The sequence below is a fragment of the Avibacterium avium genome (genome assembly GCF_900454535.1).
GTDB classification, from domain to species: domain Bacteria; phylum Pseudomonadota; class Gammaproteobacteria; order Enterobacterales; family Pasteurellaceae; genus Avibacterium; species Avibacterium avium.
The window spans coordinates 761,398-786,069 of the sequence record NZ_UGSP01000001.1 but is presented as its reverse complement, the minus strand read 5'-3'; the positions used below and the strand labels follow the sequence as shown (position 1 = coordinate 786,069).

General features: G+C 42.5%; 25 protein-coding genes and 4 pseudogenes. 13 read left to right on the top strand and 16 right to left on the bottom strand.

Annotation, left to right across the window (positions count from 1 at the left end):
- Positions 1 to 41 precede the first annotated feature (41 nt).
- The 6 genes and pseudogenes from DYC50_RS03930 (at position 42) to DYC50_RS03915 (ending at position 5,038) form a co-directional block, all read left to right on the top strand.
- On the top strand, positions 42 to 479 hold the full coding sequence (locus tag DYC50_RS03930) for a GNAT family N-acetyltransferase (RefSeq protein ID WP_115249078.1): 438 nt from the start codon (positions 42 to 44) through the stop codon (positions 477 to 479).
- 25 nt (positions 480 to 504) lie between these two features.
- A pseudogene (locus DYC50_RS10775) lies at positions 505 to 636 on the top strand (IS1595 family transposase); the annotation flags it as partial.
- Between the two features lie 6 nt (positions 637 to 642).
- Positions 643 to 781: pseudogene (locus DYC50_RS10805) on the top strand (IS1595 family transposase); the annotation flags it as partial.
- Positions 782 to 996: 215 nt separating this feature from the next.
- Complete coding sequence (locus DYC50_RS03925; protein WP_115249077.1) at positions 997 to 2,085, top strand: DNA cytosine methyltransferase; 1,089 nt, start codon at positions 997 to 999, stop codon at positions 2,083 to 2,085.
- The gene (locus DYC50_RS03920) at positions 2,082 to 3,116 is read left to right on the top strand and encodes a restriction endonuclease PLD domain-containing protein (protein WP_115249076.1); all 1,035 of its coding nucleotides are present in this window, start codon (positions 2,082 to 2,084) and stop codon (positions 3,114 to 3,116) included. The genes DYC50_RS03925 and DYC50_RS03920 overlap by 4 nt, the downstream gene beginning before the upstream one ends.
- A gap of 17 nt (positions 3,117 to 3,133) precedes the next feature.
- Complete coding sequence (locus tag DYC50_RS03915; protein WP_115249075.1) at positions 3,134 to 5,038, top strand: Z1 domain-containing protein; 1,905 nt, start codon at positions 3,134 to 3,136, stop codon at positions 5,036 to 5,038.
- 185 nt (positions 5,039 to 5,223) lie between these two features.
- Here the strand turns inward: DYC50_RS03915 and DYC50_RS03910 are convergent, their stop codons facing one another.
- The gene (locus tag DYC50_RS03910) at positions 5,224 to 6,099 is read right to left on the bottom strand and encodes a LysR family transcriptional regulator (RefSeq protein WP_115249074.1); all 876 of its coding nucleotides are present in this window, start codon (positions 6,097 to 6,099) and stop codon (positions 5,224 to 5,226) included.
- Between the two features lie 108 nt (positions 6,100 to 6,207).
- Here DYC50_RS03910 and DYC50_RS03905 point away from each other — a divergent pair, with 108 nt between their 5' ends.
- Both DYC50_RS03905 and DYC50_RS03900 read left to right on the top strand, forming a co-directional pair.
- Complete coding sequence (locus DYC50_RS03905) at positions 6,208 to 7,350, top strand: NADH-dependent flavin oxidoreductase (protein ID WP_115249073.1); 1,143 nt, start codon at positions 6,208 to 6,210, stop codon at positions 7,348 to 7,350.
- Positions 7,351 to 7,554: 204 nt separating this feature from the next.
- Entirely contained in the window at positions 7,555 to 8,346 is a 792-nt protein-coding gene (locus DYC50_RS03900) for an alpha/beta fold hydrolase (protein ID WP_342766840.1), read from the top strand.
- A 125-nt stretch (positions 8,347 to 8,471) separates the two neighbouring features.
- Here the strand turns inward: DYC50_RS03900 and DYC50_RS03895 are convergent, their stop codons facing one another.
- The 5 genes and pseudogenes from DYC50_RS03895 to DYC50_RS03875 all read right to left on the bottom strand — a co-directional run bounded on the left by DYC50_RS03895 (position 8,472) and on the right by DYC50_RS03875 (position 11,548).
- Positions 8,472 to 8,993 carry a GNAT family N-acetyltransferase gene (locus tag DYC50_RS03895; protein ID WP_115249072.1) on the bottom strand — a complete coding sequence of 174 codons (522 nt, stop codon included), beginning with the start codon at positions 8,991 to 8,993 and terminating at the stop codon, positions 8,472 to 8,474.
- 6 nt (positions 8,994 to 8,999) lie between these two features.
- Positions 9,000 to 9,347, bottom strand: a pseudogene (locus tag DYC50_RS03890) (NAD(P)H-dependent oxidoreductase); the annotation flags it as partial.
- Positions 9,348 to 9,472: 125 nt separating this feature from the next.
- Positions 9,473 to 10,315: an ABC transporter six-transmembrane domain-containing protein gene (locus tag DYC50_RS03885; RefSeq protein WP_115249070.1), complete on the bottom strand. Its 843-nt coding sequence runs from the start codon at positions 10,313 to 10,315 to the stop codon at positions 9,473 to 9,475.
- The gene (locus DYC50_RS03880; RefSeq protein WP_115249069.1) at positions 10,300 to 10,749 is read right to left on the bottom strand and encodes a MarR family winged helix-turn-helix transcriptional regulator; all 450 of its coding nucleotides are present in this window, start codon (positions 10,747 to 10,749) and stop codon (positions 10,300 to 10,302) included. Before DYC50_RS03880 ends, DYC50_RS03885 begins: the two co-directional genes overlap by 16 nt.
- A gap of 106 nt (positions 10,750 to 10,855) precedes the next feature.
- The gene (locus DYC50_RS03875; protein WP_115249068.1) at positions 10,856 to 11,548 is read right to left on the bottom strand and encodes a putative quinol monooxygenase; all 693 of its coding nucleotides are present in this window, start codon (positions 11,546 to 11,548) and stop codon (positions 10,856 to 10,858) included.
- 265 nt (positions 11,549 to 11,813) lie between these two features.
- Between DYC50_RS03875 and DYC50_RS03870 the strand changes: the two genes are divergently transcribed.
- Positions 11,814 to 12,113 carry a DUF4298 domain-containing protein gene (locus tag DYC50_RS03870; RefSeq protein ID WP_039162333.1) on the top strand — a complete coding sequence of 100 codons (300 nt, stop codon included), beginning with the start codon at positions 11,814 to 11,816 and terminating at the stop codon, positions 12,111 to 12,113.
- A 119-nt stretch (positions 12,114 to 12,232) separates the two neighbouring features.
- Here the strand turns inward: DYC50_RS03870 and DYC50_RS03865 are convergent, their stop codons facing one another.
- On the bottom strand, positions 12,233 to 12,550 hold the full coding sequence (locus DYC50_RS03865; protein ID WP_115249067.1) for a putative quinol monooxygenase: 318 nt from the start codon (positions 12,548 to 12,550) through the stop codon (positions 12,233 to 12,235).
- A 38-nt stretch (positions 12,551 to 12,588) separates the two neighbouring features.
- Positions 12,589 to 13,731: a hypothetical protein gene (locus DYC50_RS03860; protein ID WP_115249066.1), complete on the bottom strand. Its 1,143-nt coding sequence runs from the start codon at positions 13,729 to 13,731 to the stop codon at positions 12,589 to 12,591.
- 48 nt (positions 13,732 to 13,779) lie between these two features.
- Between DYC50_RS03860 and DYC50_RS03855 the strand changes: the two are divergent.
- Positions 13,780 to 14,433: pseudogene (locus tag DYC50_RS03855) on the top strand (IS1595 family transposase).
- 160 nt (positions 14,434 to 14,593) lie between these two features.
- Here the strand turns inward: DYC50_RS03855 and DYC50_RS03850 are convergent.
- From DYC50_RS03850 to DYC50_RS03840, 3 genes are all read right to left on the bottom strand, one after another.
- Entirely contained in the window at positions 14,594 to 15,343 is a 750-nt protein-coding gene (locus DYC50_RS03850; protein WP_115249065.1) for an SDR family oxidoreductase, read from the bottom strand.
- Positions 15,344 to 15,487: 144 nt separating this feature from the next.
- A complete protein-coding gene (locus DYC50_RS03845; RefSeq protein ID WP_115249064.1) occupies positions 15,488 to 15,775 on the bottom strand; it encodes a YciI family protein in 288 nt (95 codons plus the stop codon).
- Between the two features lie 12 nt (positions 15,776 to 15,787).
- Positions 15,788 to 16,345: an NAD(P)H-dependent oxidoreductase gene (locus DYC50_RS03840; RefSeq protein WP_115249063.1), complete on the bottom strand. Its 558-nt coding sequence runs from the start codon at positions 16,343 to 16,345 to the stop codon at positions 15,788 to 15,790.
- Positions 16,346 to 16,452: 107 nt separating this feature from the next.
- Here DYC50_RS03840 and DYC50_RS03835 point away from each other — a divergent pair, with 107 nt between their 5' ends.
- Positions 16,453 to 17,349, top strand: coding sequence for a LysR family transcriptional regulator (locus DYC50_RS03835; protein ID WP_115249062.1), 897 nt, complete (start codon positions 16,453 to 16,455; stop codon positions 17,347 to 17,349).
- A 284-nt stretch (positions 17,350 to 17,633) separates the two neighbouring features.
- On the opposite strand, the gene DYC50_RS03830 is transcribed toward DYC50_RS03835, so the two are convergent.
- From DYC50_RS03830 to DYC50_RS03820, 3 genes are all read right to left on the bottom strand, one after another.
- On the bottom strand, positions 17,634 to 18,422 hold the full coding sequence (locus tag DYC50_RS03830) for a TatD family hydrolase (protein WP_115249061.1): 789 nt from the start codon (positions 18,420 to 18,422) through the stop codon (positions 17,634 to 17,636).
- A 13-nt stretch (positions 18,423 to 18,435) separates the two neighbouring features.
- Positions 18,436 to 19,053 carry an NUDIX hydrolase N-terminal domain-containing protein gene (locus tag DYC50_RS03825; RefSeq protein WP_115249060.1) on the bottom strand — a complete coding sequence of 206 codons (618 nt, stop codon included), beginning with the start codon at positions 19,051 to 19,053 and terminating at the stop codon, positions 18,436 to 18,438.
- 101 nt (positions 19,054 to 19,154) lie between these two features.
- Positions 19,155 to 19,664 carry a peptidylprolyl isomerase gene (locus DYC50_RS03820; protein ID WP_115250148.1) on the bottom strand — a complete coding sequence of 170 codons (510 nt, stop codon included), beginning with the start codon at positions 19,662 to 19,664 and terminating at the stop codon, positions 19,155 to 19,157.
- A 114-nt stretch (positions 19,665 to 19,778) separates the two neighbouring features.
- Between DYC50_RS03820 and cysS the strand changes: the two genes are divergently transcribed.
- Positions 19,779 to 21,158 (top strand): cysteine--tRNA ligase, encoded by a 1,380-nt coding sequence (cysS, locus tag DYC50_RS03815; RefSeq protein ID WP_115249059.1) that lies wholly within the window; start codon positions 19,779 to 19,781, stop codon positions 21,156 to 21,158.
- A 71-nt stretch (positions 21,159 to 21,229) separates the two neighbouring features.
- Complete coding sequence (locus DYC50_RS03810; protein WP_115249058.1) at positions 21,230 to 22,057, top strand: pyridoxal phosphatase; 828 nt, start codon at positions 21,230 to 21,232, stop codon at positions 22,055 to 22,057.
- Positions 22,058 to 22,117: 60 nt separating this feature from the next.
- On the opposite strand, the gene DYC50_RS03805 is transcribed toward DYC50_RS03810, so the two are convergent.
- Both DYC50_RS03805 and DYC50_RS03800 read right to left on the bottom strand, forming a co-directional pair.
- Positions 22,118 to 23,302, bottom strand: coding sequence for a sugar transporter (locus DYC50_RS03805; protein ID WP_115249057.1), 1,185 nt, complete (start codon positions 23,300 to 23,302; stop codon positions 22,118 to 22,120).
- Positions 23,303 to 23,359: 57 nt separating this feature from the next.
- Positions 23,360 to 24,670, bottom strand: coding sequence for a hypothetical protein (locus DYC50_RS03800; protein WP_115249056.1), 1,311 nt, complete (start codon positions 24,668 to 24,670; stop codon positions 23,360 to 23,362).
- Positions 24,671 to 24,672 lie beyond the last annotated feature (2 nt).

Below are 24,672 nucleotides of genomic sequence, written 5' to 3'. Positions count from 1 at the left end.
CCGAATTAATTTATTGAACGCAGAAAAGTGAAACACAAACTATGAATATTATCACCGTAACAGAGCGCGAAACCCTGCCCTTAGACCACTTGCTTAATCTCTGGCAAGCCAGCGTGGAGGCCACTCATCATTTCTTATCTAAGGAAGAAATCGCCGCCATTCGCCCCTATGTACCAGAAGCCTTCAAAGGCGTAGAGCATTTATTATTGGCAGAAAAAGACGGTAAAATCTTGGGCTTTATGGGCATCAACGGCACCAAATTAGAAATGCTTTTCATCGCCCCCGAACAGCGCGGCAAAGGCATCGGCAAGGCCTTATTACAGCACGGCATTGCGGAATTGGGTGTGAACAGTCTCACCGTCAATGAACAAAACCCACAGGCCGTGGGCTTTTACCAACACATGGGTTTTCAAACAGTAGAACGCCACGAGTTGGACGAACAGGGGAATCCGTATCCGATTTTGGTGATGGGGAGGTAAAGAAATATACGTATGCTAGAATTTTTCAGTGGCAGACTTACCAGAAATTACCCCTAATTCTGTTTCCTTGTTTTATCGCAAAATCAAGGATATGATTAGTTATCATTTAGCTCAAAATGCCGATGAAGTTTTTTCTGGTGAAGTCGAACTTGATGAAGGCTAAAAGAAAAATATGCCTGATAGTGTTGTTTTATACCGACTACTATCACAGTTATGATGTGTTAAATGCAAGCAAATTTAAGCACTTCAGAATTAATCACTCACCCCATTTTGTAGAAGTAAGAAATCACATTAATGGAATTTAACATCTCTAAATTCCAGCTAAATGAATATTAAGAATAATATAACGGAATTGATAAGTAGTCTTTGCAGTTATTCTTAAAAGAATGATAATTTCATTTTAACTTTGGATCGTCCAAAAGGATGCCTAAAAACATTGTGCCTTTGGTGTGAAATTTAGGACTAATCTCTAATATAGTCCCTTAAATAATTTATTAAATTAATGGAGCTTAATTAAATGCAAAACAAAAAACCTAAAATATTATCTCTATTTTCAGGCTGTGGAGGCTTAGATTTAGGTTTTCATATGGCTGGTTATGAAACTGTTTGGGCAAATGATGTTGCTCATTGGGCATGTGAGTCATTCAAGAAAAATTTAGGAGATGTAATTCACGAAGGTGATATTGAACAAATTGATCCTAGTGGTTCAGATATTCCTGATTGCGACATTATTTTAGGTGGCTTCCCTTGCCAAGACTTTTCTACAATTTGGAAACAGCCTGGGTTAGATGGAGAGCGTGGTAATTTATACAAAAGTTTTTTACGTTTTGTTAATGCCAAAAAACCCAAAGTATTTGTAGCAGAAAATGTAAAAGGATTATTAACTGCAAATAAGAGAAAAGCCATTCAACAAATTATTACTGATTTTGAAAATTGTGGATACTACGTTCAGGCAAAATTATATAATTTTGCCGAATTTGGTGTGCCACAATTTCGTGAACGAGTGTTAATTGTAGGAATCCGATTGGATACTGGGTTTGATTTTCAGCACCCTAAACCCACTCATGGTATTTCTGATAATCTGAAACCTTATGTGACAGCTGGCGATGCTATACAGAATATTCCCGAATGGGCAGCCAACCAAGAGCGTTTAAACATCAGTGAGAAAACTCGTGAAATGCTCAAGCTTATACCCGAGGGTGGTAATTTTACAGATATACCTAAAGATCATCCCTTATATGTTAAAGGGATGATTAGCCATGTTTATCGTCGTATGCGTCGGGATGAACCAGCTAAAACAATTATTGCAGCAGGAGGCGGAGGAACCTGGGGCTATCATTACCCTGAACCTCGCCCATTTACAAACCGTGAGCGAGCTCGATTACAAAGTTTCCCTGACGATTTTGAGTTTATTGGTTCAACAACAGAAGTACGTCGCCAAATTGGTAATGCGGTGCCACCACAAGGCGTTGTAGAGCTAGCCAAAACAATCTTACCTATTTTTTCAGGCAGCTATGACCATGTTGATTTAAATAAAAAATTAGAAGTAGAAAAAGAAAAACTATTTCATGATAGATTGAATAAAATTCGTGGAGGAAAACGATGAATACGATATTTTCTAATTTTGAACCAGCAAAAATTACTCAAAGAAAGCTGAATGAAGTTTGGCTGTCACTCTTTAAGGAGGCTAATGAAGTAGTTATGACTACGGGATATGTATCTAGTGATGCGATCGCAGGGATATATTCAGCTCTAGAGCGTAACTTAGAAATAGATAATAAGATAATTCACTTATTAGTAGGTATGCAATATTTAGAAGGCTTTACACAAAAGCAATATCAAGGACTGATAAAGCTAAATAATTTCTTACGCAAGCATAATCGTGGACAGGTTTATTTGTCGCCTTATATGAAATTCCATGGAAAACTTTATTCATTCAAAAATGGCAATAAAGTAGATAGCATGATTGGCTCAGCAAATGTAAGCATATTCTGGGACAACTTAGAGCGTATCTATGAAACAATGATGTGGATAGACAATCCTAAGGATGCTCAGCATTTATATAATGAAATACAGCTTATTATTCAGAAACTAGGTAAGCCTATTCATGAAGTTGATGAACCAAATGAATTTAAAGAACATAATGTCTATTTGGAAGATCATCTAGGCGTTACAAGGGTTGATATAAATACAGTCAAACAATTACAAGCTCAGAAGGCTCAGTATGAATTTCCCATTCAGGTAAAGACAGAACCCAAAAGCAATTTAAATGTTTTCTTTGGAAAGGGTAGAAAAGATCAGCGTGGTTTTGTTCTTCCAAGACCATGGTACGAAGTTGAATTAATTGTATCTAATAAGATTACAGAGTTAGATGGCTACCCATATAATAAATCTTTTACGGTTATAACTGACGATGGCTGGCAGTTTAAGTGCAAAACCTCTGGTGATTTTTCCAAAAACTTTCGTTCAGAAAATGACTTACAGATTTTGGGTAAATGGATTAAAGGTAAACTTGAAAATAGTGGAGCGTTAGATGTAGGAGAGCTTGTTACTGATGAAACTTTACGTAAATATGGCGAAGACAAAATTATGTTGCGCTCTACTAATATACCTAATACTTGGTTATTATCATTTTAATTTTAAGGAATTAAATAATGAGTTATTTTAAGAATTATTTAGATGAATTGAAACAGAATCAAAAATTAGTTCAATCTATTCAGAAAACAACACTAGATTTTATGGATAAATTGGCAGAAATTGATGTCATGAAACCTGTTACTAATACTTTATTGTTAGGTAATGTTCAAAGCGGTAAAACAGGACAGGCTTTGGGGATAATTAGCGCATTGGCTGATAAAGAATATAAATTCTTTATCTATTTAACAACGGATAGTATTGATTTGCAAAAGCAAACGCTAGATAGGGTTAAGCAAAATTTGCCACTATTTTCAGTTTTATCCGAAAATGATATGCATCATTTTAATGATATTTTTCGAGAAAATAAACCAGTTATTGCGGTCATTAAAAAAAATAGCCGGGTTCTGGAAAAGTGGCGTAATCATTTGAGCAGCCAAAAATATCTAAAAGGCTATCCTTTAGTTATTGTTGATGATGAGGCTGATGCTGCTAGCCTAAATACACAAGTAAATGAATATAAAGTTAGTCGTATTAATCAATTGTTAGATGATATTAAAAAAAGCTGTAGCAAAACCTTATTTATTGAATTGACAGCAACACCACAAGCTATTATTCTACAAAATCAGAAATCAGATTGGCAACCTGAATTCGTACAGTATTTTGAAGCAGGAGAAGAATATATTGGTGGTAATTTTGTTTTTACAGAGCCTGAAAGTTTTATTGTACGTTTCATTAATGAAGAATTAAAAGAGGTCCGAGATGAAAGTATATCGATTGCGGAAGGCTTGGCAAAAGCAGTGATAACTTATTTGGTAACATGTGCAGAGTTTGCTTTAACCAATCGCCAACCTTGTAATTTTGCAATCCATCCAAGTATTCGAGTTGCTGATCATAATGCTTTTAAAGAAAAGTTAACAGAATACTTAAATCAAATGATTTTTGCATTGAACCAAAATGAAGATGAAACATTGCGTGATGAATTTTATAGAGCCTGGGAAGATTTACGTAGTACAAAACCCGATATTAAACATTTTGATGATATTTATGAAAAAATATGCGAACTATTAGAAAAACAAGTTATCAAAATTTTAGTTCTTAACTCAAAGACAAATAGTGATCCAAATTTGAACTTGGGTTTTAATATTGTGATTGGTGGCAATGTCATCGGCAGAGGTCTGACAATTCCTGCGCTACAAACGGTTTATTATAGTCGTATATCAAAAAAACCAAACGCAGATACATTCTGGCAGCATTCAAGAATTTTTGGTTATGATCGTGAAAAAGCATTAATGCGCTTATTTATCCCTCAAGATATTTATAAATTTTTTGTTGAGCTCAATCAGGCTAATAACTTATTAATTGAACAAGCAAAAAATTCTAATCAAGGAATTCAAATCATCTATCCTCCTAATATTCAACCAACCAGAAAAAATGTTTTAGATAGCAATAGTCTATGCTTGATTGCTGGTGGTTCTAACTATTTTCCTAACAATCCCGACCAAACAAATTTAGTCTCAATACAAAAATTGGTTGTTCGTATTCGAAATGATAATTTGCCTATACAAGATGGTATATATGAAGTAGATAGTTTGGAAATAATTGAAATATTGGAAAATTTAGGGAAGTTTGATGAGTGGGACTGGAATGTTGAGAAGTTTATTTCTTGTGTGCATTCATTAAAAGGAAAAAGGCCGAATTTAAAAAGCTATGTATTAATTAGAGAGAATCGCGATATTGGTAAAGGAACGGGAACTATGCTATCACCTGATGATCGTCAGTTAGGCAAAAAATTTGATGATGCTTTGCTATTAACCCTTTATCAAGTTAAAGGACAAAAAGAGAAAAATTGGGAAGGTATACCATTTTGGCTGCCTAACATTAAATTTCCAAGAAATTTAGTATTTTGGGATATTGATGATTAAGCCAAGCTGATTGCTTTATAATAATTCTTTGGTCTAATTAAAATGCCTAACCGTCAATGAACAAAACCCACAGACGGTGGAGCGAACAGGGGAATCCCTATCCGATTTTGGTGATGGACAGTAAAAACCGCATTTCACGCTCAAAAATCAAAAAACCCGAGTTCAATTCAAACTCGGTTTTTTTCTCACGCTTCCCCCCTCAGCTCCTCCACCACCGCTTTAATCTTCGGCTGTAAATTCATTTTCTTCTGCCACAGCACATAAATTGGCACGGGTGGTAGGGCGGTTTCGGGCAGAACCACCGTCAGCTGTCCCGTTTGCAGATACGGGGCAATCAGCCAGTTGGGTAGGTAGGCGATGCCCAGATGGTTGAGTGCCAGTTTGAGCATGGCATCACCGTCATTGCTTTGGTGCTGCAGGGCGATGGGGTAATCCGTGGGGATTTTTTCGGCGTTGTATAGCCGCCATGCTTTGCTGCTGCCTGATATGCAGGGAAATTGACGCAGGTCTGCTGGCGATGTCGGGCAGCCGTTGTCGCGTAAAAATTCGGGGCTGGCACACAGCAGATTTTGTGTCTCGCCAATGGGCTGGGCGATGATGTCGCTTAAATCGTCCAATTCGCCAAAACGCACGGCAATGTCCACTTGTTTGCCAATCATGTCCACTTTGCGGTCTTGAAAGCTCAGGTGCAGATGCAGTTTGGGGTAACGTTTCGCCAAGGGCATAAGTTTGGGCAGCAGGCATTCCCGTCCAAAGACGGTGGGCATGTCGATGCGGACGGTGCCAATGGGCTGGCTTTGTTCGCGCGAAAGCAGGGCTTCTGCCTGTGTCAATTCTTCCATCACACGCAAACAGCTTTGCCGATATAACTCGCCTTCGGCGGTGAGGGTGATTTTGCGGGTGGTGCGGTGAAAAAGCTGGGTGTTGAGCCGCTGTTCTAAGCGGGCAATGCTTTTGCCGACCGCTGACCCCGTGAGGTTGAGCCTGTCGGCCGCGGCGGTAAAGCTGCCTGCCTCTGCTGCGGCTAAAAATTCTCGGATACCTGAAAACCGTTCGTCCATCTTTGCTCCATTATGGAATTTAATTCTATAGTTTTTGGAATTTTATCATCTTTATCAACCATAAAGAATCAATATAATCATTCCATCTTTTTTTGATGGAGCAATTCGATGAATCCGAAGTATCAACCCCTTTTTCAGCCTTACACCTTAAACAATGGCGTGACCATTAAAAACCGTTTTACCGTTGCCCCTTTGACCATTTATGACTCAGGGACAGACGGTGAGGTGACGGACGCTGGCCGCCGTTTTTGGCACGACCGTTTTGAAGGTTTTGGCTTATACATCATGCTGTTTACCAATGTTCACCCCAGCGGCATTGGCTTTGAATCGCCCAATGCCTTTGACGAACGCCATTTGCCGACTTTGCGCGAATACGCCGACATGGCACACGCACAAGGAGCGAAAGCGGTGGTGCAAATTGCCCACAGCGGTTTCCGTGCCGACCCCAGCATGACGCAGGGGCATGAGGTGATGGCCCCCACCGGTGATGTGTTTGGCCGTATCCGCACCATGACGGCACAAGAAATCACAGACATGGTGAAGCATTATGCCTATGCCGCCGAATTGGTGCTGCGGGCAGATTTTGACGGCGTGGAAATTCACGGTGCCAATGGCTGGCAGATTCAGCAATTTTTTTCCGCCGCCACCAATTTACGCCAAGATGAATGGGGCGGCAGTTTAGAAAAAAGAATGCGTTTTCCCCTTGCCATTGTCGATGCCATTGATGCCATGCGGCAAAAACATCAGCGTCCTGATTTCATCATTGGCTACCGTTTTTCGCCTGAAGAACCAGGGGCAGACGGCATTACCATGAAAGAAACCTTGGCACTGGTGGATGCCTTATTGGCAAAACCGCTGCAATACCTGCACATCTCTCTATGGGATTTTTACAAAAAAGTCCGCCGCGGTGCCGACCCAAGTTTAACCCGAATGCAAGTGGTGCATGACCGCATCAACGGCCGTCTGCCCTTTTTCGGTTCGGGCAACCTTTACACCGCTGACGACATGCTCAAAGCCTATCAAACGGGCTGGGTGGAAAGCGTTTCCATTGGCAAAAGCATCATGCTCAATCCGCAGCTCATCAAGCTGATTGAAAACGGCCGTGAAGATGAAATTGAAACCGCCTTTGATTGGGAACAAGCCAAGAAATACCGCTACACCCCTGCCATGCTGCACGGCACACAAATGGGAACGGGTTTCTATCCGCCGTCCAAACAAAACGGCGTGCGTTACATCAGCAACCACTTTTAAAAACCCATAAAAAAAGCACCGCACTTTCAAGCAGCCTGAAAGACGGTGCATATAGAGAGAAAACAAAATGAAAACACTCAATATCCCAACCAAAACAGGAACGGTATTACACGGTGCCTTATTCTCTAAACGCCCTGCCGATACCGTCGTCATCGCCATCACAGGCATACACAGCAATTTCTACTCCAACCCTTTTATTACACCATCGGCGACACCCTCAGCCAGCACGGCATTGACTTTATCTACACCCAAACCCGAAATGCCTTTGGCAAAATAGACATCATCAACCAAAAAAGCGGTCAAAAAGAAACCATCGGTTCATTTAACGAAAACTTCGCCGACACCCTTGATGACGTGCAAGCCTATGCCGAACAGGCAGGCTATCAGCGTATCCTCTTGGCAGGGCATTCCCTCGGTGCGAACAAAGTCATCTACTACCTCTCACAAACCCAAGACAGCCGCATCGACCGCTTTATCCTACTAAGCCCAGCTAATATTACCCATTTAACCAACGCCATCAGCGAAAACGAACGCCAATACATCCGCCAGCAAGTCCAAAACGGACAAGGACAGCGACTCTTGCCCTTTGAACTCTTTGGCTGGCTGCCTGCACTGGCCGACACCGCCTACCAATGGCTCTATTCCGACCTGCTCAACAACGTTCACGTTGAAACAGACGGCGACTTTTCCCAAATTCGCTCCATTCAACACCGCGGCGCATTGCTCATTGGCACGCTGGACAGATTTACCTATGGCGACCCCAAACATTTTCTGCAAAACATCAATATTAACTTTCCCCATAGCGAGGAAAACACCCTGATATTTATCGAAAAAACGGGGCATACCTATCAACAAAAAGAACAAGAATTGGCCGACCGTCTATTGCACCTCATTCAAACATGGCAGGCGGACTGGCCGTGTCCGCAATTGGATAGAGGCAGCCCCTGCTGCCCTACCTCCAGCAGTTTATCGCTCAAGGCATTATTAGAAAAATAAACGTCCCCAATGGGTGGTTTGTGGAGAAGTTGACATAAAAAAGCTGCCTGAAAGACGGTTAAGTTTTCAGGCAGCCAAAAAGAAAAACCCGAGTTCGCTATTCAAACTCGGGTTTCATTCATCCATCAAAATGATTCCAGCCCAAATGACTTGGCATATTGAATTACGCCACTGGGAAGCGGTGAATCTTTTAACCGTCTCACGCGCAGCGCTTCTTCTGGCACATCAAATGGCGCGTTAATGCCATAATCCGCTGCTTTTTCATAGCCAAAACGGGCGTAATAATCGGTGTGTCCCAGCACGACAACGGCAGGATAATCCGACTGTTCCAGCGTTTGATGTGCAGCCTTGATTAACGCTGTGCCAACGCCTTGCTTTTGCCATTCGGGAGAGACGGATAACGGTGCCAGCGCCAATACTTTTTCCCCCGAAATCAAGGCTTCGCTGAATAAAATATGCCCAATGATGTCACCGTCTTTTTCTGCCACCAGCGACAAAACAAAGGCAGGGTCTTCACGCAGCCGCGCCACCAAATCTGCTTCCGTGCCTTCGCTCATGGGTTCACCGGTAAAAGCTGCTTTGATGACACGCGCCACCGCTTTGGCATCGGCAGGTATTTCGGGGCGAATGTCAAAATGTTTTTCCATAAGACCCTACGCCACCTTACCAAAAACCTCCACCAAATGCTTGCGATAATTCTCCAAATACAGCGGTACATTTGGTGATTTAATCACGTCATTGCAGATAAAGGTTGGCAGCGCCGTTGTGCCAATAAATTCGTTGGCTTTGTGGAAGTGGTTGTACACGCCGTCCACGCCCACGCCGTCAAAGAAATCGCCTTGACGGGTGAAGGCTTCAATCGGGGCATTCCAAGTGAGTGACAGCATATGCTTACGCCCTTGCAAGAGTCCGCCTGTGCCGTAGTTTACGCGGTGGCGGCCATCGCTTTGGTAGATTTTGCCGTGTCCAAGGGTGAATACTTCATCAATGTATTTTTTCACGATTGATTTTTTGAGCGGGTATTTACCAAAACAGGCGTGGTACGTGCGATAGTCTGTTCAGCAGCCTGAAAAGAAAACCCCAAGTCCACTATTCAAACTCGGCTTTGTATCAAGACGGTTTTCCCTCACCCCACCTGCACTCTTTGTGCAATGTCTTTCAAATTACTGTAGTTTTCCACCAGACGCGGCGCATCATCCAGCGCCATGGCGAACATCCACAAATAAGTCGTTATCGAATAAACATGCCCTGCGCTTTGATAGCCGTGCAGGCTTAAATAAACAAAGCTAAAGCCAAACAGCACACTCATCGCCGTCCCAATCAGAAAATAGCCCAAAGCCTCGCGATTGGAAATCAGCACGCGCAAACGCGCCACCAAACGATAATGCCGCCAAAGACGGTTGGCATCACTTTGGCGGATATGGTGATTATCCTGTTCCAGACGGTTATTCAGACGGCCATAAAGCCTCTCACTCATTCGGGAAAACCATGGTAGCAGCGATAAAAACAGCAATAAAATCAACAAAGAGAACAGACCAATCGGCCATTCCAACACCATTAACATCAGACACGCCCCAGCAATCGACAAAATAGAGGTGATGGACTGCGGTAAATGTTCCTCAAAGAAATTCACAAACTCCCGCGACAAAGCCACTCTTGCGGTAATGGCAGAAACAGAAACCGCCTGCGACCGCTGTTTTAAAATCACAGGGACGGCGATTTGCGTATAAATATGGGTAAACGCACGGGTATCGACCGAACGGCGCAACCCGCCAATGCCCCACATCAACAGCACCAACAGGCCATAAGTCAGCGACTGCCACACTTGCCCATTCATCACCGCATTGACGGCAAAACCGCCAAATAAGGGATAGCAAAGAAACAGCAAATTTTCCGCGCCAACCAAAGCAAAAGTTGCCAGTAATAAGCGGAAATGGTTTTGACCGATATTTTTCAGGCTTTGCCACATGATGCTTGCTCCACATGCTGGGCAAATACTTGCTCAAACTGCTGTAATAGCTGACACAGCTGGCGCGTATTTTCCGCACCAAACTGCTCAAAAACCGTCTGGCTTAATTGCTCAAAGGCCTGCACCAAACCGTCCGCCTGTGCTTGGCCTTTTTCGGTTAAAACCAACCATTTTTCCCGTCTGTCTTTCTCGCTGTTCTGAATAGCAATCAAGCCCTGTTCCTGCAATTGTTTGCACAGACTAAACACCGTCTGCTTGGACAACTGCCATGCCTCGCTGATGTTTTTCTGCGTCAAACGCTGCTCTTCTGACACCGCAATGCCATACAGCACGGCAAAACGGTTGTAGGGAATGCCCTGCTTTTGCAGCCAACGGTCATATAAATGTTCGATACTGCCCATTTGCTGGGCAAGTTGTTCCAGATGATTGTGCATAAAAAGTCCGAAAATTGACTAAAGAATCCATTATAGTCAATTTTCAGACTAAATCAAGAGTAAAAAGATAGACGGTGGGGTTGAGAAGATATTTTCAGGCGGCCTTTTAATACCGAAAACCGCTCTGACTCCCCACCACTTCTGCCCTAACTTTCAGCATTTCTTTTTCTTCCACCATCTGTGCTGTCTTGCTCAAATATTCCTGAAAATGCGGGGTTTGCCGGTGTTGTTCATAGGCTTTGGCATCGGCATAGATTTCAAAAAATAGCCAATGATTGGGGGTGTTTTTCTCCGTGCCTGCCGCCATCAGCCAAATGCCGTTTTCTTTGTCCATCGCGATTTGCATTTCATTTTTCACGATTTGGGCAAACTCGCTTTGATATTCGGGTTTGACGCGGACTTTCACCAAATTGGTCTGCATGGTTTCGCTGGGCGTAAAGGTTTTTTCTGCCCAAAATTGCGGGGTTAATGGGGTGAATCTTTTATGGTCGGTGAGGATTTTCGGCGATGCTTGCAAAAAATACTGGTATTGCGGTGAGTTTTTATGGGTTTGGTAGGCGGATTCATCGGCGTATAACTCCAGCATATAGCCCATTTGCGGATTATTTTGGGATTGCAAGGCAATCATCGCCAATGTGCCTTTTTCGTTTTTAATTGAGGTTTGGATATTGTACTGTGCTACTTGATGATAAGCGGCGTTTTGCCCTTCGGCAATGCCAAGTTCAAAGAAGTTCATGATGGGGGCTGCCTGAACGCTGAGGCTGGCAGAAAGGGCAAGTGCAGTCATGATTTTTTTCATGGTTTATCCTCAAAAAAACTGCCCTAAAACCATTCACTCCCCGAAACCGCCATTCACTACGATGGCTTATACCTCTACTACCCCCACCGCCGCCAGCATTCACCGCTATTTAAAGCGTTGGTGGAGGTGTTGCAGGAGGAAGAATAGGGCTATTTCCCCAAAAATAAGGTGTTTCGTATATAATAAACGTATTGCCCTGAATGAGAAGGGATTCCCCTTCTACAATTTGATTATCCTCCCTGAAGGAACAACTTAAGGAATTCTTATGACATCAGAAGATCTTCAACACCTACAAAATCAATACAATCAACTGGTTGATTTAATCGACGTTTTTCAAAAAGACATCGCCAAATGGCAACAAGCCGCCCATCTTGCCAAAACGCTTCAAACCTTTTATTCCTCTCAACAATGGCTCGCATTACACGAAAAAATGGCGGACTTTCCCATTGAAACGAATAATCACTATCACGTTTTATCTGAAGACGGTATTTATGACACTTTCACCGAATTGAGCCAATTAGCCAATAAAATGAAAGTTATTTTAGAAGATCTCAATCATTTTTAAACATAAATAATTGCAGGATGGACTACAAAATCCAAGCATATCGCTCTATCTTTATTTGCTCTTCTGTATTGAATGATAGCTAAAAATCTTGTGGAAAATACCTATTTTCAGGCAGCCACCTATCTCGCCGTCCAACTCACCCCGCCTTGATTGCCAAGATACAGCGGTTGAACGGTTCGATAATCTTTGCTTTCCAGCATTGCCGCGGTGTCTTTGAGGTAAGCTTGGAAATGGGGTGTTTGGCGGTGGGCTTGGTAAGCGGCTTCATCAGCGTATAACTCCAGCATATAGCCCATTTGCGGATCATCTTGGGATTGCAAGGCAATCATCGCCAACGTGCCTTTTTCGTTTTTAATGGAAGTTTGTATATTGTGCTGTGCTACTTGGTAATAGGCGGCGTTTTGGTCTTCGGCAATGCCAAGTTCAAAGAAGTTCATGATGGGGGCTGCCTGAACGCCGAAAAATGTGGAAAATATCAATTATTAAAATCATAAATCATTTCATTGAAAATTATATCTTTAATTGACTCAATATTCATTATAGCCATATTTATTTTACAAATTAAAGGACCTGTTCCATTTCCATCATTATTAATCTTTTCAAAGACCACACCTTGACCATTGTCATAACATTGTACAATTCCATAATTTCTAAATATATCTAAATCTAATTTATTTTTAGCGTTAGGGTTATGAAATAAAAACAACCCATCCGTTAAGTGCTCTATAGTATCTTCTGGAATAATTGCTCCCTTAAAATAGGGAGGCTCATCATCTTGATAAATATTTATAATTAACTGCCTTGTTGAATTAGGCTTACCTTGCGACAAAGCAAGCGCAGTTACTTTACCCAAAGTAACCTTGCTAGAAAATAATATTGCGGAAATATTTTCATAAATAAATCTCTCACCGTCTTTCTTATAGAAAATACCTAATTCTATCGGAGATCCATTATCTTTTCTAATTTCTTTCTTGTTAGAATAAGATACCCCATCTTTATTAAGATAGGCTCCATATAGCAACGCCATAATAGAATAATGACATTCATTTCCATAATTGACCTGACTAAAAGATGATAAACCTACAATATAAGGGATGCTTGGATTAAACCAATCCAATATCATATATTCATCATATTTTTTCAACTTTGATTGAATGGCATTAGAATTTCTAATAATGCCTTCATTAAGGACTTCTTCAAAGTTCTCCAATTTCCAAATTGGTCTAGAGGTTTGATCTAAATCTAATTGATTTCTTTCAGTTTCTTGGCGTCCATTTTGTTTTATATTAGCAACAACAGCCTCAATATAAAATTTATGCTTTGATTTAAATTCATCCCAAATAATAAAATCTGGTCTATTTTTTGAAAAATCAATAAAATCTTTCAGTCCCATATCTTTTAATAACTGGAAGATATAAAATTCCCAAAATACTGAATGAAATGTAGTTTGAAATTCAGTTAAGATTTTCCCATCTCTGTCTTCAAAACCATCTGCCCACTGCTCAATAATATAATTAAACCAAGAGTAACTAATACTATTTAATAGCTTGTATTTTGGGTGAAGTGGTTGTTTTTTAGGCTTTTTAACTTTCTTAGATCTTCGATCAAATAGTTGCACTTTAATTTAGGGGCTGTAGTAGATTAGCAACAATGCTATACTACAAAAATGAAGATAACATATTGTAAATTAAAGAAATCCATACAGAAAAAACTGCTTGAGTTTTTTGTCGCAGAAGTTACTGCAAGAACAGCAGCAAATTTGCTAGATATTCAACCGAATACAGCCGCTTTGTTCTACCATAAAATCAGGCTTGTGATTGGCTATCATTTATCCCTTGAGGTTAACGAGATTTTTGAGGGGGAAATTGAACTAGACGAAAGCTATTTTGGTGGTCATCGAAAGGGAAAACGAGGACGAGGAGCGGCTGGAAAAGTTGCTGTTTTTGGGTGACTAAAACGACAAGGAAAGGTATTTACTGTTATGGTTGAAAACACCAAGAGTGAAACATTACTCCCTGTTATTAAAAGAAAAATCAAGCCTGATAGCTGGGTTTATACGGACACTTATCGCAGTTATGATGCGCTTGATGTGAGTGAATTTCACCACGAACGAATCAATCATTCCGAGCTATTTGCGGTGAAACAAAATCATATTAATGGCATTGAAAATTTTTGGAATCAGGCGAAGCGGATACTGCGAAAATATAATGGAATTAACCGAAAAAACTTTCCTTTATTCTTGAAGGAATGTGAATTTCGGTTTAACTTTGGGACACCAAAAGAGCAGTTAAAAATATTGCGAAAATGGTGTGAAATTTAGGGCTAATCTACTACAGCCCCTTAATTTATCCAAATTAATTTAAAAATTATAGTATAATAGCATATGGATGATACGCGGGTAAAAATTTTTTCATGGTTTTTCCTTCAAAAAGACGGCTAAAAACGCATGCTTTCCGCCGTCTTTCATGCGATTGATTGAATTACCAAGGCTGAGTGGTTGGGCCAATGGTGATTTCGCTGATGCCGGTGTCTGCTGGCTGGCTTAGGGCAAACAGCACGGCGTTGGCGACACGGTCAGCGGGGATTTCGTAAGTGTCGTACAGTTCGCGATAGCCTTTGGAAACCTGTTCGTTGGTGATGCCTGCGACCAATTCTGACTGCACGGCAGCAGGATAGAGGGTGGTGGTGCGGATATGGGTGCCCGCTTGGGCGGATTCCATCCGCAAGGCTTCCATGATGGCTTTCACTGCCCATTTGGTGCCGCAATATACCGCCGCGCCTGCATAGACTTTCAGCCCTGCCACTGATGAGGTGCTGAGAATATGCCCTGATTTTTGTGCCTCAAAAGTGGGCAAGACGGCGGCAATGCCGTTCAACACGCCTTTGATGTTCACGTCCACCATGGCATTCCAATTGTCGGTTTCCAATGCGGAAAGCGGCGAGCTAGGCATGAGTCCTGCGTTGAGGAAAATGGCATCGACTTTGCCGAAACGGTCTTTGGCAAGCTGCACAAGGGCTTGATTGTCTTCTGCTTTGACCACGTCCGTCACGCGGTAAGCGGCTTCACCGCCGTTTTGCGCGATTTTGTCGGCAATGGCTTTGAGCTTGTCTTCACGGCGCGCGCCCAAGACGATTTTCGCGCCTGCGGCTGCCAGTTTATAGGCGGTGGCTTCGCCAATGCCTGAGGATGCGCCTGTGATAATAACCACTTTATCTTGAATATTTTGCATTTTTTGCTCCTATTTTGAGTGAGAAAAGAACTTGACCAAATGTTAAGTGCGGTCAAATTTTATGAGATTTTTATTTCTTTTATTTTCAGACGGCATAAGCATTTTATAAGGCCGTCTGAAAGCCTTAGTTTTTCGTGATTTCGCTTAATTCACCATTTCCATTAAATCATTTGCGATAAATTTGGCGGCAAATTCGCGAACCTGATAATCCGCTAACTGCTTATGGAAATACACATCTTTCGCCAGAATCGCTTGCAAGGTGGTTTCATTTTCCGCTTGGGCGATAATCAAACCGCCTTTGTGATCTGCGTATGGGCCAAATAGCAGGAATACGCCTGCTTCCGCATACTTTTTCAGCCAAGCACGATGCTCTTCTAACAAGGCATTCACGGCGTTATTTGTGGGATCTAATGAAATTTGTACTAAAAACATACCGCACTTTCCTTAATCTTGAATGGTTTTAACTAAACGTGTTGCGTGATCAAGGGCTTTTTCACGCACTGCTGCAAGCTGTTCCGCTGTGCTGACATTCGGGATTGTCATCATTCCGTTGGAATACACGGGCGGTAGCCACTGCATTTGGCAAAGGTTCGCAAGCTGTTGAAATGCGGGTAAAAATTGTTTTACTGTGTGGTGCATTGCACCGTCAGGTTGATATTGCTCCGCCGCTGCGCCTGTGGTGAAAGAAATAAGCAATTTTTTGCCTGCCAATTTGCCGCCCGTGCTGCCGTGCGCAAAGCCATACACAAACACATCGTCCACCCATTTTTTCAACAACGCGGGATAGCTATACCAATAAAAAGGGAACTGCAACACGATGGTGTCCGCATTGAGCAAGCGATTTTGTTCCGCCGCTACATCAATTTGGTAATTTGGATAAGCCAAGTCCAAACGCACTATTTCGGCTTGTGGCAAGGCTTTTTCCAGTTGCGCAAGAATTTCACGATTCGCCACAGAATGATCTAAATCGGGGTGTCCTGAAATAATTAAGACTGAGTTCATTTTTGTTCCTTATTGCGTTCTGAATGAATTTGATGCGTAGTATAGACTTGCGCCATTGATTAAGCTAGACTAACAATAACTAAAACAGAATTAGGTAAAAACTAACAATGGATAGCTCAACCTACCAACAACTGCGTATTTTCCACGCCATTGCCCGTGCAGGCAGCATCAGCGAAGCGGCGCGCACATTGGGAATGACCACGCCTTCTGCTAGTCAGGCATTGAAATTGCTGGAACAAAAAATGGATATGCCCTTGTTTTGGCGAAACACTCGGCGTGTGGTGCTAACGGACGCAGGGCAACGATTGTTGAGCCAAACGGGTTCATTAATGGCACAGCTGGAACACAGCTTTGACGCACTGATCAGCGAAGAACACGAACCCACAGGCTTGGTGAAAATCACCCTTTCTCGTTTTGCTTACCGCTTGATTATTCAGCCTTATTTGGCCGAATTTAACCAGCGTTATCCGCATATTTGCTTGGATATTTCCGTCTATGACGGCACGGTGGATTTGGTGCAAGCAGGCTATGATTTGGGCATTCGCTTTGGTGATAAAATTGATGAAAATATGGTGGCGCGGCAATTATTGCCATCTTTCCAAGAGGGTTTATACGTTTCCAAAGGCTACCTGCAACAATACGGCGAACCGCAAAGAAATAACCTGCATCAACACCGTCTGATCGGCTACCGCTTCATCACCACAGGGCAAATCCTACCGCTGATTTTAGAACAAGGCGGCGAAAGCGTGAGCGTGGAAATGCCTACTCCAATCATCTGCAACGACATCGACACCATCGCAGACGGCGTACGCGCGGGGTTGGGCATCGGGCGTTTATTCGCCCCAATTCATCAGCAATTGCCCGATAAAAATGACTTTATCCCTGTATTAACCGATTATTGGCGCAACTACCCGCCTGTTTATTTGTATTACCCTCAAGCCAGCCAAAAGATTAAACGCGTGGCGGCGGTGATTGAGTTTTTGATGGGGAAAATGGTGGATTAATCTCGCCTTTTGAGTTTCCTTTGTTTGGTTTAAAAGCGTTTTGTTGTTTGGATAATTGATTGTTTCTGTGTGATTGATAATGGATTTCGCTCATTGAGCGACTTCCTTTCTTTTGCGTTCCCGAATGGAGAAAAGTAAAGTTTTGGTTTTATCGTTAAATTGCTTTTTTCTGCGTAATTAATAACGGGTTTCTCTCGTTGAGCGACCTACTTTCTTTTGCTTGCTCAAAAGAAAGGACGTCTCCAACGGCGAAAGCCGTTATCAATCCCAACGAAAAACAACAATCACCCAAATACCCCAACACTATTCCCCCAAATCCGTGCTTCAATCTCATCTGGACTTTCTGCCCTTAATTCACATAATACCTTGAACGTTTCTCGCACGCGCATTGGGCGGTTGGGTTGGCCTTGGAAGCCGAATACGGGCATATCGGGGCTGTCGGTTTCGAGTAATAAGCTGTCTAGCGGCAGGCGTTTGATAGTTTCGCGGGTTTTGTTGGCGCGGGCGTAGGTGATGACGCCGCCTACACCGATTTTATAGCCTAAATCGACAAAGCGTTTGGCTTGTTCATAACTGCCTGAAAAGCCGTGTACCACGCCAGTAACGCTAAGCTGTGCGGTTTTTAAGAAGCGATAAAGATCTTCGTGGGATTTGCGTGAATGTAAATTAACAGGTAACTGATTGGCTTTGGCTAAGCTCAGTTGCGCCTCAAAAAATTCGCATTGTTTTTGCCATAATTCAGGGGTTAATAACTCTGGCACGCCTTTTTCTAAACCGATTTCAGCCACGGCGGTGAGATTTTTAGGGCGATTAGCAAGGCGTTGCGCCAATAAGTCTAAATCCGCCACGCGATGCTGCTTGATATATAACGGGTGCAAGCCCAAGCCATAGTAAAGCTGCTGGGGATAAAGTGCGGTGATTTTTTCAATATTTTTAAAATCCTCTGCTTGCACCGCCACCACGAGCATTTTCTCAACGCCAGCTTGTTGGCTTTCTTCCATCAGTTCTGCCAACGGCTGTTGGGTTATCGCAAGTAAATAATCGAGGTGGGTGTGAGTATCAAAAAATGGCACGGGGGAATTCCTGTTAATCAAAAATGGTCTGCCAATGTTCGGCTTGATGTGCCTGAAAACACATTTTTATTTGTGCTTCAGTGGTTTTGCCTGTCGCCAAAGGCGGTAAGTCGTGTAAGGAAAAATAGCCACTGGCTAAGGTTTCGCTGTTTGGCATAAATTCTCCCCCTGTGGCACGGCAGTAAATAAACACTTTGCACACATTATGCGCAAGAGCTGGTGGATTATTTTTCGCGTGATCTTGCAAGGCGATAACAAATTCGGCGACGGCATCTAACCCCGCTTCTTCCTTGACTTCTTTCACCACATTTTCTTTTACTGTGGCAATCACATCACACCAGCCACCAGGTAATGCCCATAAGCCGTTTTCTTCTTGCACGAGCAAAATTTGATCATCTTGAAAAATTGCCGCTCTGGTATCAATTTTTGGCGTTTGATAGCCCGTTTCGTTGCAAAATAACTGGGTTACGCGCGCTAAAGGCAAATCCGATTGGGCTTGCAACATTTCGGTGCTGATTTCTCTGATACGCTGAAAACGCTCCAAATCAAATTTATTGTTAGAATAAAACAAGCCCGCTTGTGCCAAGCCTTGCAATTCAATTATCCATTGCAACCATTTTTCATTTTGCATCGTGATCTCCTTAGCAAAGTGCGAGAAAAGAAAAGTGCGGTGGAAATTTTGGCTATTTTAAAAGGAGGCAAGCCTCCTTTATTCATCAATATTCGTCAATCTTATTCTACGGTAACAGACTGGATTACCACATCGTCCACTGGCACGTCTTGGTGGAAACCTTTGTTGCCTGTTTTCACGCCTTTGATTTTATCCACCACGTCCATTCCTTCAATCACTTCACCGAACACGGCATAGCCCCAATCTTGCACCACTTCTTTGCCGAACATTTCTTTTGAACGATAATCCAAGAACGTGTTGTCTGCCACGTTAATAAAGAATTGCGCTGTTGCAGAATGTGGATCAGAGGTGCGCGCCATTGCAATTGTGCCACGTTTGTTGCTTAGGCGATTGTTGGCTTCATTTTTGATTGGTGCGTTGGTATTTTTTTCACGCATACCCGCTTCCATTCCACCACCTTGGATCATAAAACCATCAATAACACGGTGGAAAATTGTGTTATCATAAAAGCCACTTTTGCAGTAATTTAAGAAGTTTTCCACGGTGTTCGGCGCTTTTTCGCTGTTTAATGCGATTTTGATGTCGCCCAAATTTGTGTGTAATGTAACCATTGTCATCGTAATATTCCTCTTGTGTATCAAAGGCGGTTATTATTTCACAAAAGTGCGGTATAATTCCAGCTCATTTATTTTGTCTAATTTCATCACTTCAAGAGAAACAAACAAATGCTAAAAATTTTCAATACCTTAAGTCGAGAAAAAGAAGTTTTTACCCCCATTCACCCAAATAAAGTGGGAATGTATGTGTGCGGCGTAACCGTTTATGATTTATGCCATATTGGCCACGGACGCACCTTTGTTTGTTTTGATGTGATTGCACGTTATTTGCGCTATTTGGGTTACGATCTCACTTATGTGCGCAACATTACCGATGTGGACGACAAAATCATTAAACGCGCCTTAGAAAACAAAGAAACCTGCGATCAGCTTGTGGATCGTATGGTAACAGAAATGTACCGTGATTTTGATGCGCTCAATATTTTACGTCCGAATGTTGAGCCTCGTGCCACCCACCATATTCCAGAAATCATTGATATTGTTGAGAAATTAATTCAACGTGGACACGCTTATGTGGCAGAAAATGGTGATGTGATGTTTGATATTGAAAGTTTTCCGCAATATGGCAAATTATCGCGTCAAGATCTCAGCCAACTTCAAGCAGGCGCACGAATTGAGATTTCAGAAATCAAGAAAAACCCGATGGATTTCGTGCTATGGAAAATGTCGAAACCGAATGAACCAAGCTGGCATTCCCCTTGGGGCAAAGGCCGTCCGGGCTGGCATATTGAGTGTTCTGCAATGAACAGCAAACAGCTAGGCGATCATTTTGATATTCACGGTGGTGGCTCCGATTTAATGTTCCCACACCACGAAAACGAAATTGCCCAATCCTGCTGTGCGCACGATGGTGAATATGTCAATTACTGGATTCACTCGGGAATGATTATGGTGGATAAAGAAAAAATGTCGAAATCTCTTGGCAATTTCTTCACCATTCGCGATGTGTTAAATCATTATAACGGCGAAGTGGTGCGTTATTTCTTACTCACCGCCCATTACCGTAGTCAGCTCAATTACAGCGAGGAAAACCTTAACCTTGCGCAAGGCGCATTAGAGCGTTTATATACCGCATTACGCGACACTGATGCCACAGTCGCTCCACAAGGCGGTGAAGAATTTGTCGCCCAATTTAAAGAGGCAATGGACGATGATTTCAACACGCCAAATGCTATTTCTGTGCTATTTGAAATGGCGCGTGAAATCAATAAATTAAAAGGGGAAGATAAAACCAAAGCAAATCAACTTGCTGCACGTTTGCGTGAATTAGGTGATATTTTAGGCTTATTACAACAAGATCCTGAAAGTTTCTTACAAGCAGGTGCTGACGATGATGAAGTGGCAAAAATCGAAGCCTTAATCAAACAACGTAACGAAGCCCGCGCTGCCAAAAATTGGGCCGCTGCCGATGAAGCCCGCAATCAGCTCAATGCAATGGGCATTGTGTTAGAAGACGGTGCAAATGGTACGACTTGGCGCAAGCAGTAAACAAACATATCGCAGGTAAATGGCCTGCGATATTTTTATCTAACAAACTCAAAAAATAAAAGGATAAAAAAATGAACTACCAAGCAGTCGCTTTTGATTTAGATGGCACATTGCTCAATTCGCAAGGACAGATTCTTGCGGAAAATAAACAGGCGATCGCTAAGTTGCAACAGCAAGGTGTTAAAGTGTTGTTGGTAACAGGGCGACACCATACGGCGGTAATTCCTTATTATGTGGAACTGGGTTTAACCACGCCGATTATTTGTTGCAACGGCACCTATGTTTATGATGTGCAAAATGGCAAGGTGCTGGCGGCCAATCCACTTTCGCAACAACAAGCGCAGCAAATTTATGACACGGCAACCAAGCACCATTGCCATTTATTAATGTATTCTCGCAATGCGATGAATTATGCTGAGCTCAATCCGCATATGGAAAAATTTCTGAAATGGGTGGCCAGCTGTCCTGAAAATGTCCGTCCTTTAGTGCGAAAAGTAGAAAGTATTCAAGATGTGATCGATCACGACAAACCAATCTGGAAGTGCGTAATTAGTGCGCAAAACAAAGACATTATGAACCAAGTGGTGGCAGAATTGCCGATTGAGCAATTTAGCTGTGAATGGTCTTGGGTGGATCGTGTGGATATTGCCAACGCTGGCAATACCAAAGGGGCAAGATTGTTAGAAGTATTAAATCAATGGCAAATTGCACCGCAGCAAGTGATTGCATTTGGCGATAACCACAATGACATCAGTATGCTTACCGCTGTGGGATTAGGCGTGGCGATGGGCAATGCGGAAGATGAAGTAAAACATCAAGCCAAGCTCACCACCACAAGCAATGATGAAGCTGGCATTGTAGAAGTCTTAAAAGTGCAGTTTGCAGATAAAAATCTGTAATTTTTTCAGCGCACTTTTCAATATACAAAATGGATAAAATGCCTATTTCTTACCAATAAATTAGCGTGAAATAGGCAAATAGCGGTATTTAAAATGAATCGCCAAAAATAGCATAATGCTAACCAAGGCAAAAATACCGCCCACCATTCCAATATAAGACAGCCCCAAATGTTGCATTACTTGGTTGCCGAGCAATGCGCCGCCGCCAATGCCAATATTATAAATGCCTGAGAAAATCGCCATTGCGACATCCGTGGCATCTGGCGCGAGTTGTAAAATGCGAATTTGCAAGCTCAAGCCGATGCCTGCAATGCCAATGCCCCACAATAGCACTAACGGATAAGTAAAGGCGGAATGGCCTTTTAATAGCACTAAAGCAAAGAGTGAAAGAGCTAGACTGCTCATTGCAATCAGCAGAAATTTTGCTGGCCCGAAGCGGTGAAAACGGCTAAATAGCATACTGGCGATCATTCCTGCGCAGCCAAACAGCAATAAAATCAAGGTGGTTTCCGTTGGGGCGATGCTCACTTCTTGCATCATAAAAGGTTCAACATAGCTGTATGCGGTGAAATGGGCAGAAATCACAATGGCGGTGAGAACAAATAATCCCACCAACAACGGACGTTTAAATAATAGCGGAACGCTTTTTAATGTGCCGGCGTTTTTGCTCACTAAGTGCGGTAATAATTTATATAGAAAAATCAATACGATAAACGCCACCACGCCAATCACGCCAAAGGTGGTACGCCAGCCAAGCCATTGCCCAATGATACGCCCTAAGGGCAAGCCTAACACCATCGCCAAGGCGCTGCCCATTGCTAACAAGCCGAGCGCTTGTGCTTTTTTATCTTTTGGTGCAAGGCGAACGGTGAGCGAAGCGGTGATCGCCCAAAATATAGAATGAGAAATCGCAATGCCAATGCGAGAAATCAGCAGCACTTGGAAATTCCACGCCACGCAAGACAAAATATGACTCACAATAAAGAGAATAAACAGCTTAATCAGCAAACTACGCCGCTCTAACTTGGCGGTGAGCAGCATAAAGGGCAAGGAAAGCAAGGAAACAATCCACGCATAAATGGTGATCATCAGCCCTGTTTGGCTGACGGGCATTTGGAAACTTTCGGCAATATCGGAAAGCAGCGCCACAGGGATAAACTCAGTGGTGTTAAAAATAAAGGCAGAAAACGCCATACAAATAACACGCCATAATTTTACACGGCGAACAATTTTGGGAGATAACATTTTAAATTTGGGTTAGCAAAAAAGTGGGCTATTCTAGCACGGAAGTTTAGATTTTACTCAGCGAGAAAAGCGTTGTTTGAATAAATCTTTGAGCTGTTTTTTTAAGCCTTGGGTGGACTCAATTTTATATTGCGGCGAATGGCAATCACCGAAGAAATGCAACGGCAAGCGGAAGTTTTGATATTTTTTCTCACGCAAATTGAGATTAACGAGAAAATCACATTGTTGGCTCACTTGATCCACCGTACCTTCGCCCGTGAGCTGAAAATAAGGATCCCGTAATTGCAAATTCTGCCATTGCATTTTTTTCTGATCCCAAATTAGCTGAGCGGTAAGCAGCTCAAAGGGTGAATCCATATTTTGTAAACGTGCGGAATCATAATTAATCGGCAAACGTTGTGCCACAATGGCTAACAAATTCACGTTTTTCACCTTACCATTGACGATTTGTAAGCTTGCCTGCCCTTGCTCAATTTGTTGATCAACGAGTACCACTTCCCCTTTTAATTGCGCCTGCCCTGTTGCTAGCACAGGCAACTTAAACAAAGCAAGCCATTGTTCTACGGCGATATTTTGTGCAGAAAACTGAACGCGATCGGGTTGTTGATAAAATTGGAAATCCACATTTCCTTGCGGTGCTAAGGAAAGTTTGCCATTGATAAAGTGCGGTTGAAATTCAAGCAGAATTTTTCCTTGTGAAAAGGGAACTTGGTTAATGCTCAAATCCGTGAAATCAAGCTGATAGCGGTTCGTTTCGCCTTGCACTTCATTGCGTAAATGCCCTTGTTTTAACTGTAACGCCATTGTTTTCACATCACCATAAAGGGGGCGTTCAAACTGCCATTGTCCTGCAAGCTGTTCAAATACTAGGCCATTATGAGAAAGCTGTACATTGCCTTGTAACTGGATCTGGCTTGCTGCTCGTGTTGCTTGTGCGCTAAACGCCATTTGCACGGGTTTCTGCAAATTCAGCGGGGAATTTTGTGGTAAGGCATTGAGTAAATGGGCGATGTCCTGCCAAGAAAGTGCGGTGGGTTTTAGGCTAACATTTAGCCCTTGCCATTGGGAGTTAGCAATATTGCCGTTGTGTAGTTGAATTTCATTGAGCTTAAGCTCACCGCCAAGCAACGCGGTGGGATTGAGTTCAAGCACGATTTTTTCAAAGAAAAACCACCGCGCTTTTTGTTGAAACTTAACATTATGTAAGGATAGTTGAGTGGGGAAAAGCTGGCTTTCCACTTGTGCCACTTGGATATGCTGCTGCGCAAGGCGCTCAGAAAGCTGCGCCGTTAAACGGGATTTCTGCCAAAAAAGAAAGCACAGCCCCACGCACAACAGTGCGATTAGCCATATTGCTTTCTTTTTCATTG

Excerpts from the sequence above, each read along its gene's own strand:
- DYC50_RS03920 (WP_115249076.1), top strand. The coding sequence starts at position 2,082 with ATGAATACGATATTTTCTAATTTTGAACCAGCAAAAATTACTCAAAGA.
- DYC50_RS03810 (WP_115249058.1), top strand. The coding sequence starts at position 21,230 with ATGAACTACCAAGCAGTCGCTTTTGATTTAGATGGCACATTGCTCAAT.
- DYC50_RS03875 (WP_115249068.1), bottom strand. The coding sequence starts at position 11,548 with ATGAAAAAAATCATGACTGCACTTGCCCTTTCTGCCAGCCTCAGCGTT.
- DYC50_RS03895 (WP_115249072.1), bottom strand. The coding sequence starts at position 8,993 with ATGGAAAAACATTTTGACATTCGCCCCGAAATACCTGCCGATGCCAAA.
- DYC50_RS03825 (WP_115249060.1), bottom strand. The coding sequence starts at position 19,053 with ATGCAAAATGAAAAATGGTTGCAATGGATAATTGAATTGCAAGGCTTG.
- DYC50_RS03910 (WP_115249074.1), bottom strand. The coding sequence starts at position 6,099 with ATGGACGAACGGTTTTCAGGTATCCGAGAATTTTTAGCCGCAGCAGAG.
- DYC50_RS03905 (WP_115249073.1), top strand. The coding sequence starts at position 6,208 with ATGAATCCGAAGTATCAACCCCTTTTTCAGCCTTACACCTTAAACAAT.
- DYC50_RS03885 (WP_115249070.1), bottom strand. The coding sequence starts at position 10,315 with ATGTGGCAAAGCCTGAAAAATATCGGTCAAAACCATTTCCGCTTATTA.
- DYC50_RS03865 (WP_115249067.1), bottom strand. The coding sequence starts at position 12,550 with ATGAACTTCTTTGAACTTGGCATTGCCGAAGACCAAAACGCCGCCTAT.
- cysS (WP_115249059.1), top strand. The coding sequence starts at position 19,779 with ATGCTAAAAATTTTCAATACCTTAAGTCGAGAAAAAGAAGTTTTTACC.
- DYC50_RS03930 (WP_115249078.1), top strand. The coding sequence starts at position 42 with ATGAATATTATCACCGTAACAGAGCGCGAAACCCTGCCCTTAGACCAC.
- DYC50_RS03925 (WP_115249077.1), top strand. The coding sequence starts at position 997 with ATGCAAAACAAAAAACCTAAAATATTATCTCTATTTTCAGGCTGTGGA.
- DYC50_RS03840 (WP_115249063.1), bottom strand. The coding sequence starts at position 16,345 with ATGAACTCAGTCTTAATTATTTCAGGACACCCCGATTTAGATCATTCT.
- DYC50_RS03850 (WP_115249065.1), bottom strand. The coding sequence starts at position 15,343 with ATGCAAAATATTCAAGATAAAGTGGTTATTATCACAGGCGCATCCTCA.
- DYC50_RS03835 (WP_115249062.1), top strand. The coding sequence starts at position 16,453 with ATGGATAGCTCAACCTACCAACAACTGCGTATTTTCCACGCCATTGCC.
- DYC50_RS03915 (WP_115249075.1), top strand. The coding sequence starts at position 3,134 with ATGAGTTATTTTAAGAATTATTTAGATGAATTGAAACAGAATCAAAAA.
- DYC50_RS03820 (WP_115250148.1), bottom strand. The coding sequence starts at position 19,664 with ATGGTTACATTACACACAAATTTGGGCGACATCAAAATCGCATTAAAC.
- DYC50_RS03880 (WP_115249069.1), bottom strand. The coding sequence starts at position 10,749 with ATGCACAATCATCTGGAACAACTTGCCCAGCAAATGGGCAGTATCGAA.
- DYC50_RS03845 (WP_115249064.1), bottom strand. The coding sequence starts at position 15,775 with ATGTTTTTAGTACAAATTTCATTAGATCCCACAAATAACGCCGTGAAT.
- DYC50_RS03800 (WP_115249056.1), bottom strand. The coding sequence starts at position 24,670 with ATGAAAAAGAAAGCAATATGGCTAATCGCACTGTTGTGCGTGGGGCTG.
- DYC50_RS03805 (WP_115249057.1), bottom strand. The coding sequence starts at position 23,302 with ATGTTATCTCCCAAAATTGTTCGCCGTGTAAAATTATGGCGTGTTATT.
- DYC50_RS03870 (WP_039162333.1), top strand. The coding sequence starts at position 11,814 with ATGACATCAGAAGATCTTCAACACCTACAAAATCAATACAATCAACTG.